This window comes from Dyella telluris (assembly GCF_014297575.1).
Taxonomy (GTDB): Bacteria; Pseudomonadota; Gammaproteobacteria; order Xanthomonadales; family Rhodanobacteraceae; genus Dyella; species Dyella telluris.
On sequence record NZ_CP060412.1, the window covers coordinates 1,439,943 to 1,456,690 of the forward strand.

The 16,748-nt window shown below is 64.3% G+C and carries 16 protein-coding genes, 1 tRNA gene and 1 pseudogene; 5 read left to right on the forward strand and 13 right to left on the reverse strand.

The features are described 5' to 3' along the window. Nucleotides 1-54 precede the first annotated feature (54 nt). The 3 genes from H8F01_RS06615 to H8F01_RS06625 all read right to left on the reverse strand — a co-directional run bounded on the left by H8F01_RS06615 (nucleotide 55) and on the right by H8F01_RS06625 (nucleotide 3,639). Nucleotides 55-2,400, reverse strand: a complete 2,346-nt coding sequence (locus H8F01_RS06615) for a TonB-dependent receptor (protein WP_238481172.1) — start codon at nucleotides 2,398-2,400, stop codon at nucleotides 55-57. Between the two features lie 267 nt (nucleotides 2,401-2,667). Continuing rightward, nucleotides 2,668-3,063, reverse strand: coding sequence for a DoxX family protein (locus tag H8F01_RS06620; RefSeq protein WP_187058225.1), 396 nt, complete (start codon nucleotides 3,061-3,063; stop codon nucleotides 2,668-2,670). A 234-nt stretch (nucleotides 3,064-3,297) separates the two neighbouring features. Further along, a complete protein-coding gene (locus tag H8F01_RS06625) occupies nucleotides 3,298-3,639 on the reverse strand; it encodes an antibiotic biosynthesis monooxygenase family protein (protein ID WP_187058226.1) in 342 nt (113 codons plus the stop codon). Between the two features lie 305 nt (nucleotides 3,640-3,944). Between H8F01_RS06625 and H8F01_RS06630 the strand changes: the two genes are divergently transcribed. The 3 genes and pseudogenes from H8F01_RS06630 to H8F01_RS06640 all read left to right on the forward strand — a co-directional run. Next, a complete protein-coding gene (locus tag H8F01_RS06630; protein ID WP_222615730.1) occupies nucleotides 3,945-4,808 on the forward strand; it encodes a Tll0287-like domain-containing protein in 864 nt (287 codons plus the stop codon). Nucleotides 4,809-4,810: 2 nt separating this feature from the next. After that, entirely contained in the window at nucleotides 4,811-5,494 is a 684-nt protein-coding gene (locus tag H8F01_RS06635) for a toll/interleukin-1 receptor domain-containing protein (RefSeq protein ID WP_187058227.1), read from the forward strand. A gap of 189 nt (nucleotides 5,495-5,683) precedes the next feature. Next, nucleotides 5,684-5,839, forward strand: a pseudogene (locus tag H8F01_RS06640) (SDR family oxidoreductase); the annotation flags it as partial. A gap of 500 nt (nucleotides 5,840-6,339) precedes the next feature. Here the strand turns inward: H8F01_RS06640 and H8F01_RS06645 are convergent. The 6 genes from H8F01_RS06645 to H8F01_RS06670 all read right to left on the reverse strand — a co-directional run bounded on the left by H8F01_RS06645 (nucleotide 6,340) and on the right by H8F01_RS06670 (nucleotide 11,212). Continuing rightward, nucleotides 6,340-7,278: an MBL fold metallo-hydrolase gene (locus H8F01_RS06645; protein ID WP_222615731.1), complete on the reverse strand. Its 939-nt coding sequence runs from the start codon at nucleotides 7,276-7,278 to the stop codon at nucleotides 6,340-6,342. Nucleotides 7,279-7,563: 285 nt separating this feature from the next. After that, nucleotides 7,564-8,280 (reverse strand): DUF6630 family protein, encoded by a 717-nt coding sequence (locus H8F01_RS06650; RefSeq protein WP_187058228.1) that lies wholly within the window; start codon nucleotides 8,278-8,280, stop codon nucleotides 7,564-7,566. A 288-nt stretch (nucleotides 8,281-8,568) separates the two neighbouring features. Continuing rightward, nucleotides 8,569-8,644, reverse strand: a tRNA-Thr gene (locus tag H8F01_RS06655). A gap of 50 nt (nucleotides 8,645-8,694) precedes the next feature. Beyond that, the gene (locus tag H8F01_RS06660; RefSeq protein ID WP_187058229.1) at nucleotides 8,695-9,450 is read right to left on the reverse strand and encodes an SPOR domain-containing protein; all 756 of its coding nucleotides are present in this window, start codon (nucleotides 9,448-9,450) and stop codon (nucleotides 8,695-8,697) included. A gap of 38 nt (nucleotides 9,451-9,488) precedes the next feature. Beyond that, the gene (locus H8F01_RS06665) at nucleotides 9,489-10,247 is read right to left on the reverse strand and encodes a type III pantothenate kinase (RefSeq protein WP_187058230.1); all 759 of its coding nucleotides are present in this window, start codon (nucleotides 10,245-10,247) and stop codon (nucleotides 9,489-9,491) included. After that, complete coding sequence (locus tag H8F01_RS06670; protein ID WP_187058231.1) at nucleotides 10,244-11,212, reverse strand: biotin--[acetyl-CoA-carboxylase] ligase; 969 nt, start codon at nucleotides 11,210-11,212, stop codon at nucleotides 10,244-10,246. The genes H8F01_RS06665 and H8F01_RS06670 overlap by 4 nt, the downstream gene beginning before the upstream one ends. 266 nt (nucleotides 11,213-11,478) lie before the next feature. Between H8F01_RS06670 and H8F01_RS06675 the strand changes: the two genes are divergently transcribed. After that, a complete protein-coding gene (locus H8F01_RS06675) occupies nucleotides 11,479-11,772 on the forward strand; it encodes a hypothetical protein (RefSeq protein WP_238481174.1) in 294 nt (97 codons plus the stop codon). Between the two features lie 12 nt (nucleotides 11,773-11,784). Beyond that, the gene (locus H8F01_RS06680) at nucleotides 11,785-12,549 is read left to right on the forward strand and encodes a M90 family metallopeptidase (RefSeq protein WP_187058233.1); all 765 of its coding nucleotides are present in this window, start codon (nucleotides 11,785-11,787) and stop codon (nucleotides 12,547-12,549) included. A 647-nt stretch (nucleotides 12,550-13,196) separates the two neighbouring features. Here H8F01_RS06680 and H8F01_RS06685 read toward each other — a convergent pair. From H8F01_RS06685 to dusA, 4 genes are all read right to left on the reverse strand, one after another. Continuing rightward, nucleotides 13,197-14,615 carry an ATP-binding protein gene (locus H8F01_RS06685; RefSeq protein WP_187058234.1) on the reverse strand — a complete coding sequence of 473 codons (1,419 nt, stop codon included), beginning with the start codon at nucleotides 14,613-14,615 and terminating at the stop codon, nucleotides 13,197-13,199. Continuing rightward, nucleotides 14,581-15,273 (reverse strand): response regulator transcription factor, encoded by a 693-nt coding sequence (locus H8F01_RS06690; protein ID WP_187058235.1) that lies wholly within the window; start codon nucleotides 15,271-15,273, stop codon nucleotides 14,581-14,583. The genes H8F01_RS06685 and H8F01_RS06690 overlap by 35 nt, the downstream gene beginning before the upstream one ends. Beyond that, nucleotides 15,273-15,593 carry a hypothetical protein gene (locus tag H8F01_RS06695; RefSeq protein WP_187058236.1) on the reverse strand — a complete coding sequence of 107 codons (321 nt, stop codon included), beginning with the start codon at nucleotides 15,591-15,593 and terminating at the stop codon, nucleotides 15,273-15,275. The genes H8F01_RS06690 and H8F01_RS06695 overlap by 1 nt, the downstream gene beginning before the upstream one ends. A gap of 97 nt (nucleotides 15,594-15,690) precedes the next feature. Continuing rightward, nucleotides 15,691-16,671 (reverse strand): tRNA dihydrouridine(20/20a) synthase DusA, encoded by a 981-nt coding sequence (gene dusA, locus H8F01_RS06700; RefSeq protein WP_187058237.1) that lies wholly within the window; start codon nucleotides 16,669-16,671, stop codon nucleotides 15,691-15,693. Nucleotides 16,672-16,748 lie beyond the last annotated feature (77 nt).

Consider the following 16,748-nt stretch of genomic DNA (forward strand, 5'->3'; position numbering starts at 1 on the left):
ATTTCCTGCAATGCTTCATGACGCGGATGCTCCGATAGTGCCAGCGTGCGATGCTCAGAAGTCGAGGGCGAGGGTGACTCCCACCGTGCGCGGTGGCACATAGGTCGCCGAATACGGACTGCCCAGCGGATCGGTCGTTTCCGAAGCAAGTGACGTGATGCCGCGTTGGTTGGTGAGGTTCTTGACGTAGCCCTTGATCGTCCAGTTGCCGAAATAAGCACCTGCGTGCAGATCGACACCGTGGTAGCCGGGCACGGAAATGCGCGGTCCGGGAACGGAGAGGAAATCGGACTCGCGTCGGCCCACGTAGCTGTAATTGCCGCCCACGAATCCGGACCAGCCGCCGCCGAGCGGGAAGCTGTAATCCGCACCCAGGTTGGCATTCCATTTCGGCACCCACGGCAGGCTATCGCCGTCCTTGCCATACAGTCCCGGCGGGGTATCCGCCGTGAGTGCTGCATCCGTCCAGGTGGCGTTCGCGGACAGCACCAGCCCCTGCACCGGTGCGTATTTCCAGCTGGCTTCCAGGCCCTGGCTCCTGGCTTTGCCACCGTTGCTCAGGTAAACGAAACTGGCGTTGGTGGTGGTGAGCTGGATCTGGTTCCAGTCGATGTAGAACGCGTCGGCCTCAAAGGTCATACGCTGATCGAGCAAGGTCGATTTGAAGCCGAGTTCGTAGCTGGTCAGCTTGTCCGGCTGGAACGTCAGCGGAGCATCCAGGCCCGGCGGCACGCCCACATTGGCACCACCGGGACGGAAGCCCGATGCCACACGCAGGTAGGCCATCATGTTGTCGTTGAACTTGAAGCTGGGATTGAACAGAAACGTCGTCGGCGTATCCGAGCTGCGCGTGGTGAAATCAGCCGGGCCCGTCAGCAGGCCACTGCTCACCTGCGTGTACGACGTGGTGTCGTGCGTCTGACGCGCGCCGAGCAGCACGCTCAATTGCGAGGTGGCATGCCAGGTTACATCGGCGTAGCCGGCCCATTCCTTGAAGATGCCCGGGCCGATATGAATGTCACCCAGGTTGGGCAGGTCGATCGGCACACCGGTCGATGCATCGAAGACGTTGACCATCTGATGATTGGTGGTGTTTTCGCGGGTGTAGAACACGCCCGCACGCCACGCAAACATCTGCTCGGCCGGCGACTCCAGCCTCAGCTCCTGAGTGAATTTCCCCAGCGTGATCGGCTGCGTGACCGAGTACCCGCCGTTGTCCAGTCCGAAAATGGGATTGAGCAGTGGGCCGTATGCCGTGGTGACATCGCCATTCTGATCGACTTTCTGCGAACCGTAACTGCTCGACGAGACCAGCTTGGCCCAACCGAAATCGGCATCAACGGAAAGGTCGTAGAGGCGATATTGCACGGCGAGCAGACCGGTGCCGGCGGCGCGGCTCTGCTTCTGGTAACCGTAAATGGGCTGAAGCGTGGCCGGGTCCACTTCCACGCCGGTGTTGGCAAGCCCGTCGCCCCTGAGGTTCTGTGCAAGCGCCGACAGACGTACCGATACCTTATCGGTGGGCGTCCATAGCATTTGCGCGCGACCGCCGCTGACGGTGTCTTCGTTGACTTCCTTCTTGCCGGTAAACACGTTGTCGATGTAACCGGGATCGTCGCGGTTGTATGCGTTGACGCGCAGCGCGAGCTTGCCCTCTACCAGCGGCAGGTTGAACATGGCGCGCTCGGCGAAGCCGCTGCCACCGCCGTCAACGCTGGTGTAGTCAACCGATGCACGCCCATACATGCGCGTGGAGTCCGGCGGCGTCGTGACGAATTTCACCAGGCCGCCCAGCGAATTGGAGCCATAGAGCGTGCCCTGCGGGCCGCGCAATACTTCGATGCGTTCAATATCGGCCGGATCGATATCCGGTGTCAGCAAACTACCGGCGGCATATACGGTGCTGGAACCGTACGGTGCGTCATCAATATAGGTGCTGACGCTCGAGTTCGCCTGCGAGCTACCCGACGTGACGCCGCGCAATACCAACTGCGTCTGCCCTGCCGAGCTGGAGATCAGGTTGAGACCTGGCACCTGACTGGCGTAATCCGCGAAGCTGTTCGCGCCTTGCCGCCGCAGGTCGTCGCCGGAAACCGCGGAGACTGCCATGGGCACGGCCTGCAAACGCTCCTCGCGTTTGTTGGCCGTGACCATCACGGTGCCAAGATTGATCGGCGCGGAGTTGTTGGACGCGGACTGCGGACTCGCCCCTTGCTGATCGACAGGATCCGTCGATGTCTCGGCGCCCGGCGCCGGACCGGCATTCGTGGCCGCCGCGGCTGCGAGGTCTCCGCCACCGGATGTCGATGGCTGTGCTGTGGCAGTGAAAGAACCGAACAAGGCGAACGCAACGGCCACACTGATGCAGCGGCGCCTGTGCCGCAGTTGCTGAAATTGCATGAATTTCTCCCCCCGGAGAATCATGTGGACAGCCCACGCTACGACTGATATCGCATTACCAAGATGGTGTCAATGATATTTCTATATCAGACGACGAATGCTGGCGTATTCCGCCGCCCAGCCGCTCCTGCCCACGCCAGGGGGCGCTGCACCTGTAGCTGGAAACCATGCGACGACACCGCCGAGGCACCTTAGGCACCGGAGGGCCCGACAAATCGGCCGTTGGTCACGGCGGGACTTCTGTCTGATTTGGGTCGAAAGCGCAGCTTAGCTGGCGCGCAACCGATACGGGCCATCGCCAAGCATCATCTGAAGGACGAGCAGCAACGACCACACGAGGGGCAGCTCCGCCCCTGCGCTAGTGAAGTAGAAACCCTTGCGTACCGCCCAGAACTGCGTTGCTCCAAGCATCATGGGCAGCACATACAGACTGACCCAGCGCGTATAGACGCCAGGAATGAGCAGCAAGGCACCGGCCAGCTCGGCGGAAAAGACATACCAGGGAACGAACGGGGAATAGCCGTTTGTGGCGAAACCCGCCCACCATCGGGACAAGCCTCCCGGCAGAATGGCGAACTTCCAGTACAAGTGCGCGATGAACAGCGACCCGAGTAAAACCCTCAGCAACAGTGGAGCGTAGCGTGACGCGCGATCTGCGTTCATGACGAGACCCCTTAGGCAAGCTTCAGCGCTGCCTGATACTGGAGTTAGGCGACGGCGATGTCCCCGCCGCCGGGCTTCTCTTCAACCACTACCTTCGGTGATGTTCCAAATGGTGCCCTCTGTGGACATCCACTTCGCCTCTCTCTCTCGGAGGCACCGCGCGATCCAACATCGATGGCCCCTGTTCTGCTCGCTCCGCCTCGGAAGCCGATAGTTGGCTGCTGAACCAAACGGCTAGCTTTCGGCCTTCGTACGATGGGGTAGCACCAGCAAATCGACCATAGGCTCAAGCGTTATCTCCGGCAGCGATTCGGCAATGGAGTCGCGCATGAGTTCGCCTGCCTCTTTGTCCAGCGCGCCCGCCGAGAAGGCATTCTTTCGGGTGGCTTCATCCGGCCATTGCGCATAGCTGTACCAGAGACCGTCATGACCGCGGTGAAGCCGTGAGCCAAGCGACCCGCCCTGATGCAGATAGAGCTCGGAGATACGCGTCCAGGCCTTGATGAACTGATCCTCCATGCCCGGGCGAAGTCGCCACCGGTAAATCGCCGCAAATCCAGCACTGGATTCCTTCATAAGCCCCTCCCATCCATTGCCCATGTCCGCCCCGGATCGAAGCCGGACACTATCAGGCTCGTCAAATAGCCTTCCAGTCCAAGCTCAAAGAAGCCAGAGAAAAGGGGCTCTGGCGGTGACGCGTGGCCCGGGCTTTGCCCGGGCGATCATGCGGAACCCGTGCGGGAACCTCGCCGGGCCTTTTGTGTCATGATTCGCGCCGTGGTCTGAGTGGCGTGTTACAGGGACGCTTCCGAAGTTCCAACAGCCAAGACACCGTCGGGGGACGGGGCGGGGGCCCGAGTTCCGGCCAAGGGGTATCGACCGTGCTGCTGCGGATCAACCTCATATTGCTGGTGGCATTCGCGCTCGGCATGGGCGTGATCTCTCTGGTCGTGACGTCGACCCTGCGGGAGAACGCAGCGCGCGAAGTGCTGGCCCAGGCTGGCCTGATGATCGACAGCGCCGCGGCGATCCGCTCCTATACCGAAACCGAGATCGGGCCGTTGCTCGACGACAAGATGGCGAGCGCGTTTCGCCCGCAGAGCGTTCCGTTCTATGCCGCGACGCAAAACTTCCTCACGCTGCACAAGGAACACCCCGACTACTCCTACAAGGAGGCCACGCTCAACCCAACCAATCCGCGCGATCGCGCTACGGACTGGGAGGCGGACATCGTGCAGCGCTTTCGCAACGACAGCACGGCCAGCGAAGTGAGCGGAACACGCGACACGCCGGTGGGAAGGATCCTTTACCTGGCGCGCCCTATCCGTGTCGATGCCGGCTGCATGGGCTGCCACAGCCTGCCGTCGGCGGCACCCGCAACCATGCTCGCACGCTACGGGAGCGACAACGGGTTCGGCTGGCAGCCAAACGAAGTGGTCGGCGCGCAAATCGTCTCGGTGCCGTTCGCCAGCGCCGAGTCGAATGCGGAGCGCGTCCGTCGCGATGTGCTGGCGGCCATCGCCGCGATGCTCGTGTGCGTGCTGTTGATCGTCAATGTCTCGCTGTACGTGTTGGTGATCCGCCCGGTGCGGCGGATCGCGCGGATCGCCGATCAGGTGAGCCTTGGCGATACCGCCGCTGCGGATTTCCCGAGTGGAGGAGGCGCCGAGGTGGCCGCGTTGTCAGTCGCGTTCAACCGCATGCGCAAGAGCCTGGACAAGGCGCTGCAGATGCTGGGCGGATAGCCATGGGCCACGACGTGTTCGTCAGCTATTCGCAACCGGACAGGGAGGCTGCGTGTGCGCTGGTACAGCGCCTGGAGGCGCGCAGCATCCGCGTGTGGATCGCGCCGCGCGACGTATCGCCGGCCGCGGATTGGGCCGCTGAAATCATCGATGCGATTGCCTGTGCGCGGCTGATGGTGTTGGTGTTCTCCGGCAGCAGCAACGACTCGGGTCAGGTACGGCGCGAGGTGGAGCGCGCCGTGCACAAGCAGGTACCGATCCTTCCATTTCGGATCGAGGATGTACTGCCGTCAAAAAGCCTGGAGTACTTCCTCAGCACACAACACTGGATGGACGCGTTCCCGTCACCGGTCGAACCGCACATCGATCGCCTCTGCGATTACCTCGACACCGCCCTCGGCGTGCATGCACCCCACGATGTCTCGCCCGAACACCAGCCCATGCGGGGCCTCGGCCCCGTCGACACCGCGCGCCCGGGCGGTGGTATCGACGCGGCGCACCTGCGCCTGCTGGAGACAGAGCTGGCCAGGCGCATCGGGCCCGTCGCCGGACACCTGGTGCGCCGTGCTGCGCAGGGTAGTGGCGACCTGGATGCGCTTGCGCGCTGCCTCGCATCAGAAATCGACGGCGAACAGGAGCGCCGGATCTTCCTGGAAGCCTGCTGGCGTATCGGCAAGGGCAAATAGCCCGCGGGGCAAATGCGCATGGCCCGGCAGAGGCATCAAAGGCTTTGGTCCGAGCGCCCTTCCCCTGGCCGGAACAGGCGTCACCGTCAACGCCATCTTGCCGGGCCCCACCGGTCAGAGGGAGTGGGTGACTTCTTTGCAAAGATTGCTGCGGACAAGGGCATTTCGCAGGAGGAGGTCGAACGCGACTTCATCGCCTCCCACCGTCCCACTTCCTTGATTCAGCGCCTTGCCACAGTGGATGAAGTCGCCAATCTGAGTGTTTATCTAGCCTCGGAGCAGGCCTCGGCCACCACCGGTGCGGCCGTTCGCGTGGACGGAGGCGTGGTGCGCTCAATTATCTGAACGGATGCGAAGATGTCCGCTCCTGTCAGGTTCGCTTTCGATGCCGCGTGAGTTCCGCCTTGAGTCGAAGGCGGACATTAGCAGGGGTCATGGCCCCCAGTAATCGAACCTGAAAACAGTCCCGCGAGGAATCTCGAATGTGATTGCACTGCCACATTCGATCGTATGCCTTCCCGGTTCAATGAGGGCCGTCTCCCCGATCCTGTGACCCCAGAGCTGACCGTCCACCTTAAGTGGACCACAGGCTCCTCCGTTGTCATCAACGACAGCCAGATAGGTCTTCCCGTCCGGCGAGGGATCAACAGCCCCCCTGAGGGGACGGTCCGAACAGGACGTGATCAGCAAAGTGGCCATAGCGAGCAAAAGCGCCTTCCGCACTCACAGCCTCCTTGTCATTTGGAACGAATGCAGCATGTCCGCTCCGGGTCGATAGCGGAGACTTGCCAGGAGCGGCTCGACGACGACCCATCCCGGGCTTCTCGATAACCAGTGCCCTGCCGCTAAGGCACCTCGGGCACCCACACGAAGCTGCCGCCCTGCTTCTTTACGTGTCCCAATCCAGGGAACGGAAAATGCACAGCGTAGATGCGCTCGTTGTCTTCAGCCACGCGCTCCAGCTCTGCACGCCGGGTTGATTGCGCCAGAGGTGCATTCTCGTCGTACTCCACGGTCCATTCCGGTCGCTGCACCGAGATAACGTAGTGATGCACGACGTCGCCGATGTAGAGCAGTCGATCGCTGCCCGATGTGATCTCGTAGGCGCTGTGACCCGGGGTATGGCCTCGGACGTCTACCGCCGTTACCACACCAGGCAAGATTGCTGCCCCTGGCTTGAAGGTCTCGACCTTCGACGCGATCGCTGCGACGAGGGCGGCGCTGTCACCATCCTTCTTGAGAGCCTCCCACTCGGGTGCCGAGATGTGGATGGTGGCGTTGGGGAATGCGCGAACGCCGTCGTGCGTAAGCAGGCCACCCGTGTGGTCAGGATGACGGTGTGAAATGAAGATGTCGGTGACTTGCGACGGTGCCACACCCGCCTCGTGCAACGAAGCCGGCAGGCGCCCCGCACGCGCGAAAGATGCGTCCGCGGCGCCGGTGTCAAACAGCAGCACGCGCTTCCCGCTATGCACCAGCAATGGCTGGATGCTCAAGTGCAGTACATCCGTCGGTTGTCCCGCCGCGGTTAGTAACGTGCTGACAGCCTCGGTAGGCTGGCCGACGGCGAAAGTCTTGCCGTCGTTGGCAGCATCGATGTCGCCGTCTTTGAGTGCCACCGCATCGAGATTGCCGATCTTAAAGCGGAATATGTCGCCATGACTTGCCAGCGACACCGCCTGCGGCCCGGCGGCGGCGGTGGCCGGCGCTGGCCCCGCATACCCGATAACCATCGCGCCGAATAGCAAGGCAGATAGCACGGAGGAAAAATGGAGGCGAACCATGGGAATGACCTCGCGCGTGGAGAAAGGTGTGGAGACGGGCAACTGACGGCTGATCTTTACAAGCCACTGAACAGGTGGCGATACCTGCGAGGTTGGTACCGGAGGTACTGATCTGACGCCCCTTGTCCGCTTCGGGTCGAAAGCGGACCTTCTGCCTGCCGCTCGTCTGTGCGAAGAATCAACTCAGTGTGCCGGCGCGAGCGATCGCGGATCAAAGGGGATCGAGGTAGTTGAGTCGTTCCAATTACCTCCGCCCCATTTTCCCGGCTTTTTTTAATGACACGCTCAACTGATCTCGCGAATTCGGAATTGCTCGAGTGTCATTGGGGAGAGCTCCGCGTCGGCCGCCAGTGCAAAGGCTGCGTCCGCATCGGCCTGAGAAACGAGGAAAGCAAGATACTCGTCCCCGCCAGTATCAAGAAATACGAGTTGCAGCCCCCTCGGCTCGAGCCACTCCGCCAGCTCCACAAACACTCCGGCGGCGGTGACATCGCAATGGCCTCCCATCCGTGACCACGGCTCCGGCGAGCCGAGCGCTCGGAGCGCTCGGTTGGCCTGCCACTCGATCTCGCCCCATGCCTTCCAGTCCACGTGGATGGCCAAGCCGAACGTTTCTTCCTCATCGCCGGGTGCCGCCACATCGATAAAAGCTATCGTGCCTCCCTCACCCCGAGCGGCCTCGCGACGCACTTTGGCTGCGACAGCTTCTGCCACGCCAACTCCCATAGGCTTTGCAAGGAGCTTGAAGAGATCGAGCAACGCATCGATTGTTTCGTCCAGCTCAAGCGCGACGTCTGACGACGATAGCGTCAGCTCTTTGCCAGCCGAGGCAAACCACTTCTTCAAGAAGCCAAGCATCTTTACTCCACATACTCTGTAGTGTTGACGAGTGTCGCGTTCCGCCTGCGACAGGGTCAAGAACGACTCCTGATCAATGGCAATCTGCCATATCAGCCCAAATGCATCTCGGCAAAGCATTGGCCAGGTGACGGTAGTGATCACCTCGACGGCACACCCAGTTCGGGCCATCACTACAGGTCCGCTATGGGTCGGAAGCGGACATCCCCAGCATGCCTATATGAACGTTGCCTCGGCAACGGGGCCATGACGCCAGACCGGTTCGCGAGGGATGCGGCACCGCCGACCTGGCGCTCCCTCCATGAACTGGAGAAGTGCTCAGGTTCATTTGCCACACGCTCGAATTCGCAACCGAATCATCGGGCAGTTCGTTGCTCACCCCAACAAAAAAGGCTTGCGCGGATGATTTCCACGCAAGCCTTTTTGTTTGTCTGGTGCCGGCAGCAGGAGTCGAACCCGCGACCTACTGATTACAAATCAGTTGCTCTACCAACTGAGCTATACCGGCGAAGGGTGGCAAGTCTAACAGGCTGGCACGTCCCCGCGCCAAAGCCCGGATCAGAAGCAGCCGGTGCTGTGGGAGCCCACGCCTTTCACGCGGCTGCGCCAGTCGGCGTGGCCGTTGTCGGCGATGACCACATCCAGCCAGTACTCGGGCACGGTTTCGGTGCGCTCGGTCATCTGGGCGGGGAAGCCGGCGGCGATCACCTGTTCACGGCGGCGGCGGGCGTTGGCGGGGTCTTTGAACAGGCCCAGCGAGACGGTGTTGGGCTGGTCGCCGGAGCTGACCACGAAGTAGTCGCCTACGTTGGCCGCAGCCAGGCGGCGGCCGAGTTCCAGCGCCTTGTCGCGACTGCCGCCACCGGGCAGGTAGACCCACCAGCCACTGGTCTGCGTGGTCTGCTCCTGGCGCGAACGCATGCGCGCGGCCTGGTTGGTGAGGGCGACGCGGGCCGTGCGCATATCCGCCTGCGTGGCGAAGGGGCCCAGCGCCATGCAGGTATAGGTGTTCGGTCGCGACGGCTGCGGGGGCGGAGCAGGAGCCGGCGTCGGTGCGGGTGCCTGGGCCACGGGCGCGGCGCTTGCGGCGGACGCTGATGGCGCAGCGGTGGATGCCGTTGCGGCCGTGGATACTGTCGATGCCGGCGCGGCGACCGAAGACGGTGCCGGCGGGCGCTCGCTGAGGAGGTGCAGTTCGGGCACGCCGGCGTCGGTGGCGCTACGGCCGTGCACGTCGTCCTGGCCCAGCAACAGCCACGCGCCTACCGCGATATTGAGTGCGATCAGCAGGACCAGGAGCAGGCGCAGGAACATCGGCGATCCGTCAGGCGAACAGCGGGGGAGCAGGCATTCTAGAGAGCCTGCTCGATGGGGGAATGTGCGTCGGACCACACGGACAAGCCGCGCAGCACGCTGTCCAGGCTGAGACGTGCCGGCATGGCGATCAGTGGCGCCAGCGATTGGGCATCACCGCCGCCAAGGATGAGTTGCGGCGACCCGCCCAGCGGCGCGGACATGTGCGCCACGAAACGCTCGACCACGGCGGCGCAGGCCTGCCAGCAGCCGGAAGCGACGGCATCGGGCGTGTTGTCGGCCACTTCGAGTACGTTGCCCGGGCGATCCACCAGCACGCGCGCCGTGGCGCCGAGCAGGGACTGCTGCATCAGCTGCGGGCCCGGGGCGATCAGGCCGCCGAGGTGTTGGCCTTTCGCGTCCAGTGCGTCCAGCGTCAGTGCCGTGCCGACGCCAACCAGCACGCAGGGCGTCAGCCCTTCCGCATGGGCGGCGACCATGCCGAGAAAGCGATCCACGCCCAGCCGGCCCGGTTCGGGATAGGCATTGCGCACACCGCACGCCTCGGCGGGTGTGCGCATCCACGTGGTGGCGTGGTTGAAACGGGTGCACACCACGGCGGCAATCTGTGTTTCGCGGGCACCGTCCACCACCGAGGCGCCATACACGCTTTCGGGCGTGGGCAGGTGGCGCCATGCTTCGTGCAGGGCCAGCACGACATCTTCGTTCCACGCCACGGCGCCCTGCTCGCGCCACTGCGCGCCATCACGCAGGGCCCATTTCAGTCGCGTATTGCCAAGATCCAGCAGCAGCTTCATGCGCGGCGCACCGAGACATCAGCGCTGTCGATGCGCTGCACGCCTTCGCCCGTTTTCAGCAACAGCGCGCCGCGCGCGTCGACGCCAGCACCCACGCCTTCCAACACCGTGTTGGCGCCGTGCACGCTCAGCGGCTCGCCGCTGAGCAGGTCGTAACGGGCGTACTCGTTGACGAAGGCAGCGAAGCCTTCGCGTTCAAACTGGTCCAGGCCTTCCGCCAGCGCCGTGATCAGCGCGGCTGCCACGCAGTTGCGGTCCGGTGCGTTGCCGGCCAGCGTGGCCAGGTCGTTCACCGGCTGGCCGGCCTGCTCGTGCAACGCGTCGGTGAGGCGCACGTTGAGACCCACGCCGATGATGGCGGCGCACGGCCCCTGATACTCCCCGCCCAGCTCGACGAGGATGCCGGCAAGCTTGCCGTCGCGGCTCAGCACGTCGTTGGGCCACTTCAAGCCGGCACCCTCGATGCCCAGCGCGGTCAGCGTGCGCATCACGATCACGCCCACCGCCAGCGACAGGCCGGACAGCGCGGCGAAGCCGGCATCGAACCGCTTGAGGCAGGACAGATAGACATTCAGGCCCGGCGGCGACAGCCAGCGCCGGCCGCGACGGCCGCGCCCGGCGGTCTGGGTTTCCGCCAGCACCATGCTGAGGTCGGCCAGGCTGGCCTGCCGGCGCTGGATCTCACTGGAGGTTGAGTCGACCTCCCAGTGCAGTTCCAGCGTGCCCATGCGCTCCTGCACTGAAGCGGGCAACGAGGCGCGCAGGGTGGCGTCATCCAGCAGCTGGACCGGCCAGGGCAGGCAATAACCCGCCGTGCCCCGCGATTCCACCGGCACGCCACGGGCCCGCAGGGCTTCGATCTGCTTCCAGATGGCGGCGCGGGTCACCCCTGCCCGTTCGGCCAGCTGGGCGCCAGACACCATGCCGCCATCGGCCAGCGCTACCAGCAGCTCCTGCGCCTGCATTACGCGGCGCTCCGGGCCGATGGGCCGCGATGGCAACGCCCGCGGGAGCACGGGCAGAGTGGGGAAAGGCGTGGCATCCGGCGATTCTAGCCTGCCAACGGCGCGCCCCACAGCGTGGCGGCTCGGCGAAGTCGCATGACTTCTGGGACTCGCCCCGTCGTCATACGGCTGGAACAGGGCACTGGTATCGCCTCCTTTTTTCTGCCAGCATCGAGATCTTGGATTGCGGATCAAGGGGTTGAGCCGCCATGGGCGTCGGGAAGATCTTGATTGGCTGTGTACTGTGCGTCGGCAGCGTTGCTGCATCGGCCATGGACGCGGACAGCCAGGATCTGAGCTCGATGCAGCGCACGGTGGACGGCAGCTCCAGCCACGACGGTGCAGGCGGCGGCAGCGGCGGCGACGCCTTGGGCCTGTCCCGCGAGGCCAACACCAATCCCAGCTCGTCTTCGTCGTCTTCCAGCGACAACTGCCCCACCACGACGCCGGCCCGCGCTCCGCGCAGCAGCCGTCAGAACCGTATCGGCTGGCAATCGCTGCTGCCGGGTTCCATCCAGTAACGTTCACCGCCCGTGCCCGCTGCCTGGTGGCGGCGCCTTCGCGCCTACCTGACACCTCCCCCGCTTGCCGATGAACCTTGGCGCCACGCGCTGGATGCCTGCCTGCTCGCACAACGCCTCGACAGCCACCGCCAGCGGGAACTGCGCCGGCTGGTTTCCGTGTTCCTTGCCCGCAAACGCTTCCACGCCCTGGCCGGCGCCGAACTCAGCGACGAGATCCGCACCCTGATCGCCATGCAGGCCTGCCTGCCGGTGCTGAAGCAGGGCCCCGGTGCGCTGAAGGGCTGGCGCGACATCCTGGTGTATCCCGGCGAGTTCAAGGTCAAGCGCAGCCACCACGACGACCGCACCGGCGTGGTCACCGAAAGCGACGGCGTACTGATCGGCGAAGCCTGGGAACATGGTCCGCTGGTGCTGTCACTCGCCGACGTACAGCTCGACCTGGCCCAGCCGTGGGATGGCTTCAACGTGGTCATCCACGAAATTGCCCACAAACTCGACATGCTCGACGGCCCGCCCGACGGCGTACCGGTGCTGCCGCCGCATATTCCACGCCGGCAATGGATCGTCGCCTTCCAGCGCGCGTTTGACCTGCTTTCGAACGATGTGGCGCGTGGACGCGATACGTTGATTGATCCGTATGCGTCGGAAAGCGCGGATGAGTTCTTTGCGGTGGTGAGTGAGCTGCACTGGTCGCAGCCAGGCGTGCTGCGACGCGCGGACGCGGCAGTGGCGGACCTGTTGCAGGCGTACTATGGGGTGTCGCCGGCAGGTTGATTGCCTTGTGGGACGTTTAGCCGTCCAAATGAGACTGAGGCAAGATTGCCCCCTCTCCCCGGCCCTCTCCCGCAAGGGGAGAGGGAGAAGTGAAGTTCAACGTGAGCGACCTAGTGGCACGGGTGGATGTGACGTATCGCGGCGCGACGCTCCGCGTTAAGTCCTCAGCGCAATGGCGCGTTGCGAAGCGTTTCGGTATACCCGCTGTGTAGAGGCGGAGGTTGCCACGCAACAACGATCCTCAGCCGTTCGGGCTTATCCCCACGGCATGCTGCCAGCTCTTAAGGCCATTTTCTTTGGGTTACTTTTCTTTTGGGCCAGCAAAAGAAAAGTGACTCGGCCTCCGGCAGGAGGTCGAAACGCCTCCGCTGCGTAAGCGGCCAGATCGCGGAAACGCGCGAGACCAGAGGCCCAGAGCAAAGTCACTAGATTCCTGCCTTCGCAGGAATGACGGCTCTTATGAGGTGGTGAGGCAAGGTTGACCCCTCACCCCAACCCTCTCCCCGGAGGGGAGAGGGAGAAGAACTGCGAGCCCGAAGGGAGAGGGAGAAGAACTGCGAGAGACTCGGGCGCTCTCGCCTACCCAAAGGTTGCGTGAAGCACCTATCCGAGTGATCCGAACAACCCATCGGACCAACGCCCCACCATCAGCCCGGCGGAAACGTCACACTGAACCGCGCACCGTTGAACTCCGGCGACCGGTCCACCAACAACTCGCCGCCATAGGCGCGAATGATGTCCTGCACGATCGACAGGCCGATACCGTGCCCCTGCACGCGCTCGTCACCACGAACGCCACGCTGCAGCACGCTCTCGATCTTGTCGTCATCGATGCCCGGGCCATCGTCTTCCACGCTGATCCACATGCCGGGGCGCTGGCGACCCGCCACCGGACGCATCTTCACCACCAGCAGCACGCGGTGGCGCGCCCACTTGAAGGCGTTTTCCAGCAGGTTGCCCATCAGTTCGAGCAGGTCGCCCTGTTCGCCGTAGAAGGCGGCGTTGTCGTCGATGTCGAACTCGCACAGCACGTTCTTCGCGGCGTAGACCTTTTCCAGGCTCTGCACCAGGTCTTCCGCGTGGCCGGCGATGGGAATGGCGGTGGTGGCGAAGGTCTGGCGGCCGGAGGTGGCGGCGCGGGCGAGCTGGTAGGCCACCAGTTCGTCCATCTTGCGCACCTGTTCCAGCACCGGATCACGCAGGCCAGATTCACCGCTGGTGCTTTCCAGGCTGGAGCGGATCACCGCCAGCGGCGTCTTCAGGCTGTGCGCCAGGTCGGCCAGCGTGTTGCGCGTGCGCACGCGCTGTTCGCGCTCGCTGTCGATGAAGGCATTGATGCGCTCGGTAAGGCCGGTGAGCTCCTGCGGGTACTGGTCGCCCAGATGCTCGCGCTCGCCGCCTTCCACACGCGACATTTCGTTGGCCACCTTGCGCAACGGCGTCAGGCTCCAGCGCAGCAGCAGTAGCTGCAGCAGGATCAGCATGACGCCCAGCGAGGCCAGCCAGAACACCAGGCTTCGTCGGAATACCGCGTTGCGTCCTTCAAGCTGGTCCTCGGTCTGCGCCACCATGAAGGTGAGGTGCACCGATTTCTTCTCGGAGGTGTCCAGCGCGACACCGTAGATGTAGTAGTACAGGCGCCCCATGCGCGTATCGACGGGGCCGACGAACTCGCCCTCGCCCGGCGCCAGCGGACGCAGGAAGGCAAAGTCGCGCCCGATGGCGGAAGGCGATTCCCATTTGAAGCCGCCGTCACCGATGGCGACGGCGTACAGGCCCGAGCCCGGTCGCGAGAAGCTCGGATCGGGGGGCGTGTCAGGCAGCAGCACCTTGCCGGAGCGACCGACTTCGGTGCCAGCAAGATAGGCTACGACGAAATTCTGCAGGCGATCCTGCAGTCCCTTGCGTGAGCTGTCGGCCGCTGTACGCATGAGCGTAAGGCCGACCACGCCAAGGAACGCAGCCAGCACGAAACCTGTCGCCAGCGCCGCGCGCGCCGCCAGTGAAAACGGGCGGCGCGGCGGGGGCGGGTTATTCGTCGTCGGCTTCGCTGCGAGGGATGGCAAAGCGGTATCCGCGTCCACGTACCGTCTCGATGGGCTTGAGGTTGCCTTCCGGATCCAGCTTCCTGCGCAGGCGTCCGATGAACACCTCCAGCACGTTGGAATCGCGATCGAAGTCCTGCTGGTAGATGTGCTCGGTGAGGTCGGCCTTGGAGACCAGCTCGCCCGCGTGCAGCATCAGGTATTCGAGCACCTTGTACTCGTAGCTGGTCAGGTCGACCGGCTTGCCTTCCACGGTCACCGTCTGCGCGGTGGTGTCCAGCTTGATCGGGCCGCAGGCCAGCACCGGCTTGGACCAGCCGCTGGCGCGACGCACCAGCGCGTTGATGCGCGCCAGCAGCTCTTCGACGTGGAACGGCTTGACCAGATAGTCGTCAGCGCCGTGCTTGAGGCCTTCCACCTTGTCCTGCCAGCCGCCACGGGCGGTGAGGATCAGGATGGGATAGCGCTGGCCGGCCTCGCGCAGCGACTTGATCAGGTCCATGCCCGACATCTTGGGTAGGCCAAGGTCGATGATGGCCAGGTCAAAGGGCACTTCGCGCCCCATGTACAAGCCTTCTTCACCATCCTGGGCTGCATCGACGGCAAAACCATCGCGCTTCAGGCGTGCGGCGAGGGTCTCGCGCAGCGGAGCCTCGTCCTCAACCAAAAGAATGCGCATCAGTGTTTCTCCTTGTTGCTTGCACCGTCAGTGGACGGGTTCTTGGTCGAATCGCCGGAGGCCGGCCCCTTGCTGGCCTCCGTGGTTACGGTCACCACGCGCACGTGCCCCGTCGGGGTAAGCACTTTCACGCGGTGTTCGAATGAACTGCGTCCCCGGCGCACCGTACTGGCGGACAACACCTTGCCACCGGTTTCGTGCTGCACCTGGGTCACCGCCTGCTCCAGCGTCATGGCGGGCTCGCCCGACTGTGCCGCCCAGGCGCTCGTGCCGGCCACGCAGGCCAGCAACCAGACCAGGGGGCGCAGGATGGTTTTCATGTCGTTGGGCAAACCCTGGGTACCTGCGGGGGGCGGTGGCCATCGCCGTTCAGACTATGGACTCGGAACTGAATATTGACCGGACAAACCTGAACGGTCACGCGGCTACCCGGGCCGGGGCCATGGCCTGCTCGATCAGGCCCCAACCCGCACCGGGCAGGTGCGCGCCCTCGCTGAGCCGCCGGCGGAACCCGCGGGCCCCCGGTTCGCCCTGGTAAAGGCCCAGCAGGTGGCGGCTGATGTGCTTGAGGGCAGTGCCCCGGGCCAGCTCGGCCTCGATATAGGGCCGCATGCGCAGCAGCACGTCTTCCCGGGCCGGCAGGGGCTCGCCATGGAGCGCCGCCTCGACCTGGGCCAGCACGTAGGGGTCGTGATAGGCCGCCCGGCCCAGCATGACGCCATCCACCTGCTTCAGGTGGGCCTGCACCTGCTCCACCGTGGTGATGCCGCCGTTGATCACCACCATCAGTTGCGGGAACTCGCGCTTGAGGCGATACACGCGCTCGTAGTCCAGCGGCGGGATCTCGCGGTTTTCCTTGGGGCTCAGGCCCTGCAGCCAGGCCTTGCGGGCGTGCACCACCAGCACCTCGACGCCCGCGGCGATCATGGTTTCGGTGAAGTGCTGCAGGTCGGCATAGTCGTCCTGGTCGTCCACGCCGATGCGGCACTTCACCGTCACCGGCACGTCCACCGCGTCGCGCATGGCCTTCACGCAGTCGCCCACCAGCGCGGGCTCGCGCATCAGGCAGGCGCCGAAACGGCCGGACTGCACGCGGTCGGAGGGGCAACCCACGTTGAGGTTGATCTCGTCGTAGCCCGCGTCCGCGCCATAGCGGGCGGCGATGGCCAGCTCCTCCGGCTCGCTGCCGCCCAGCTGCAGGGCCACCGGGTGCTCCTGCTGGCTGTGTTCGAGCAGGCGCAGCTGCTTGCCGCGGACCAGCGCTGCACTGGTCACCATCTCGGTGTACAGGCGCGCATGGGGCGACAGCAGCCGGTGGAAATACCGGCAGTGGCGGTCCGTCCAGTCCATCATCGGGGCGACGGATACCTGGATATCGTTTCGATCGAGGCTTTGCATGACCGCCATTTTAGCCGGTTGGGTCCGCACCCGCCTTCGGGCAGGGCCAGATGTGCGAAGGCCCCCGGTACGGAGGC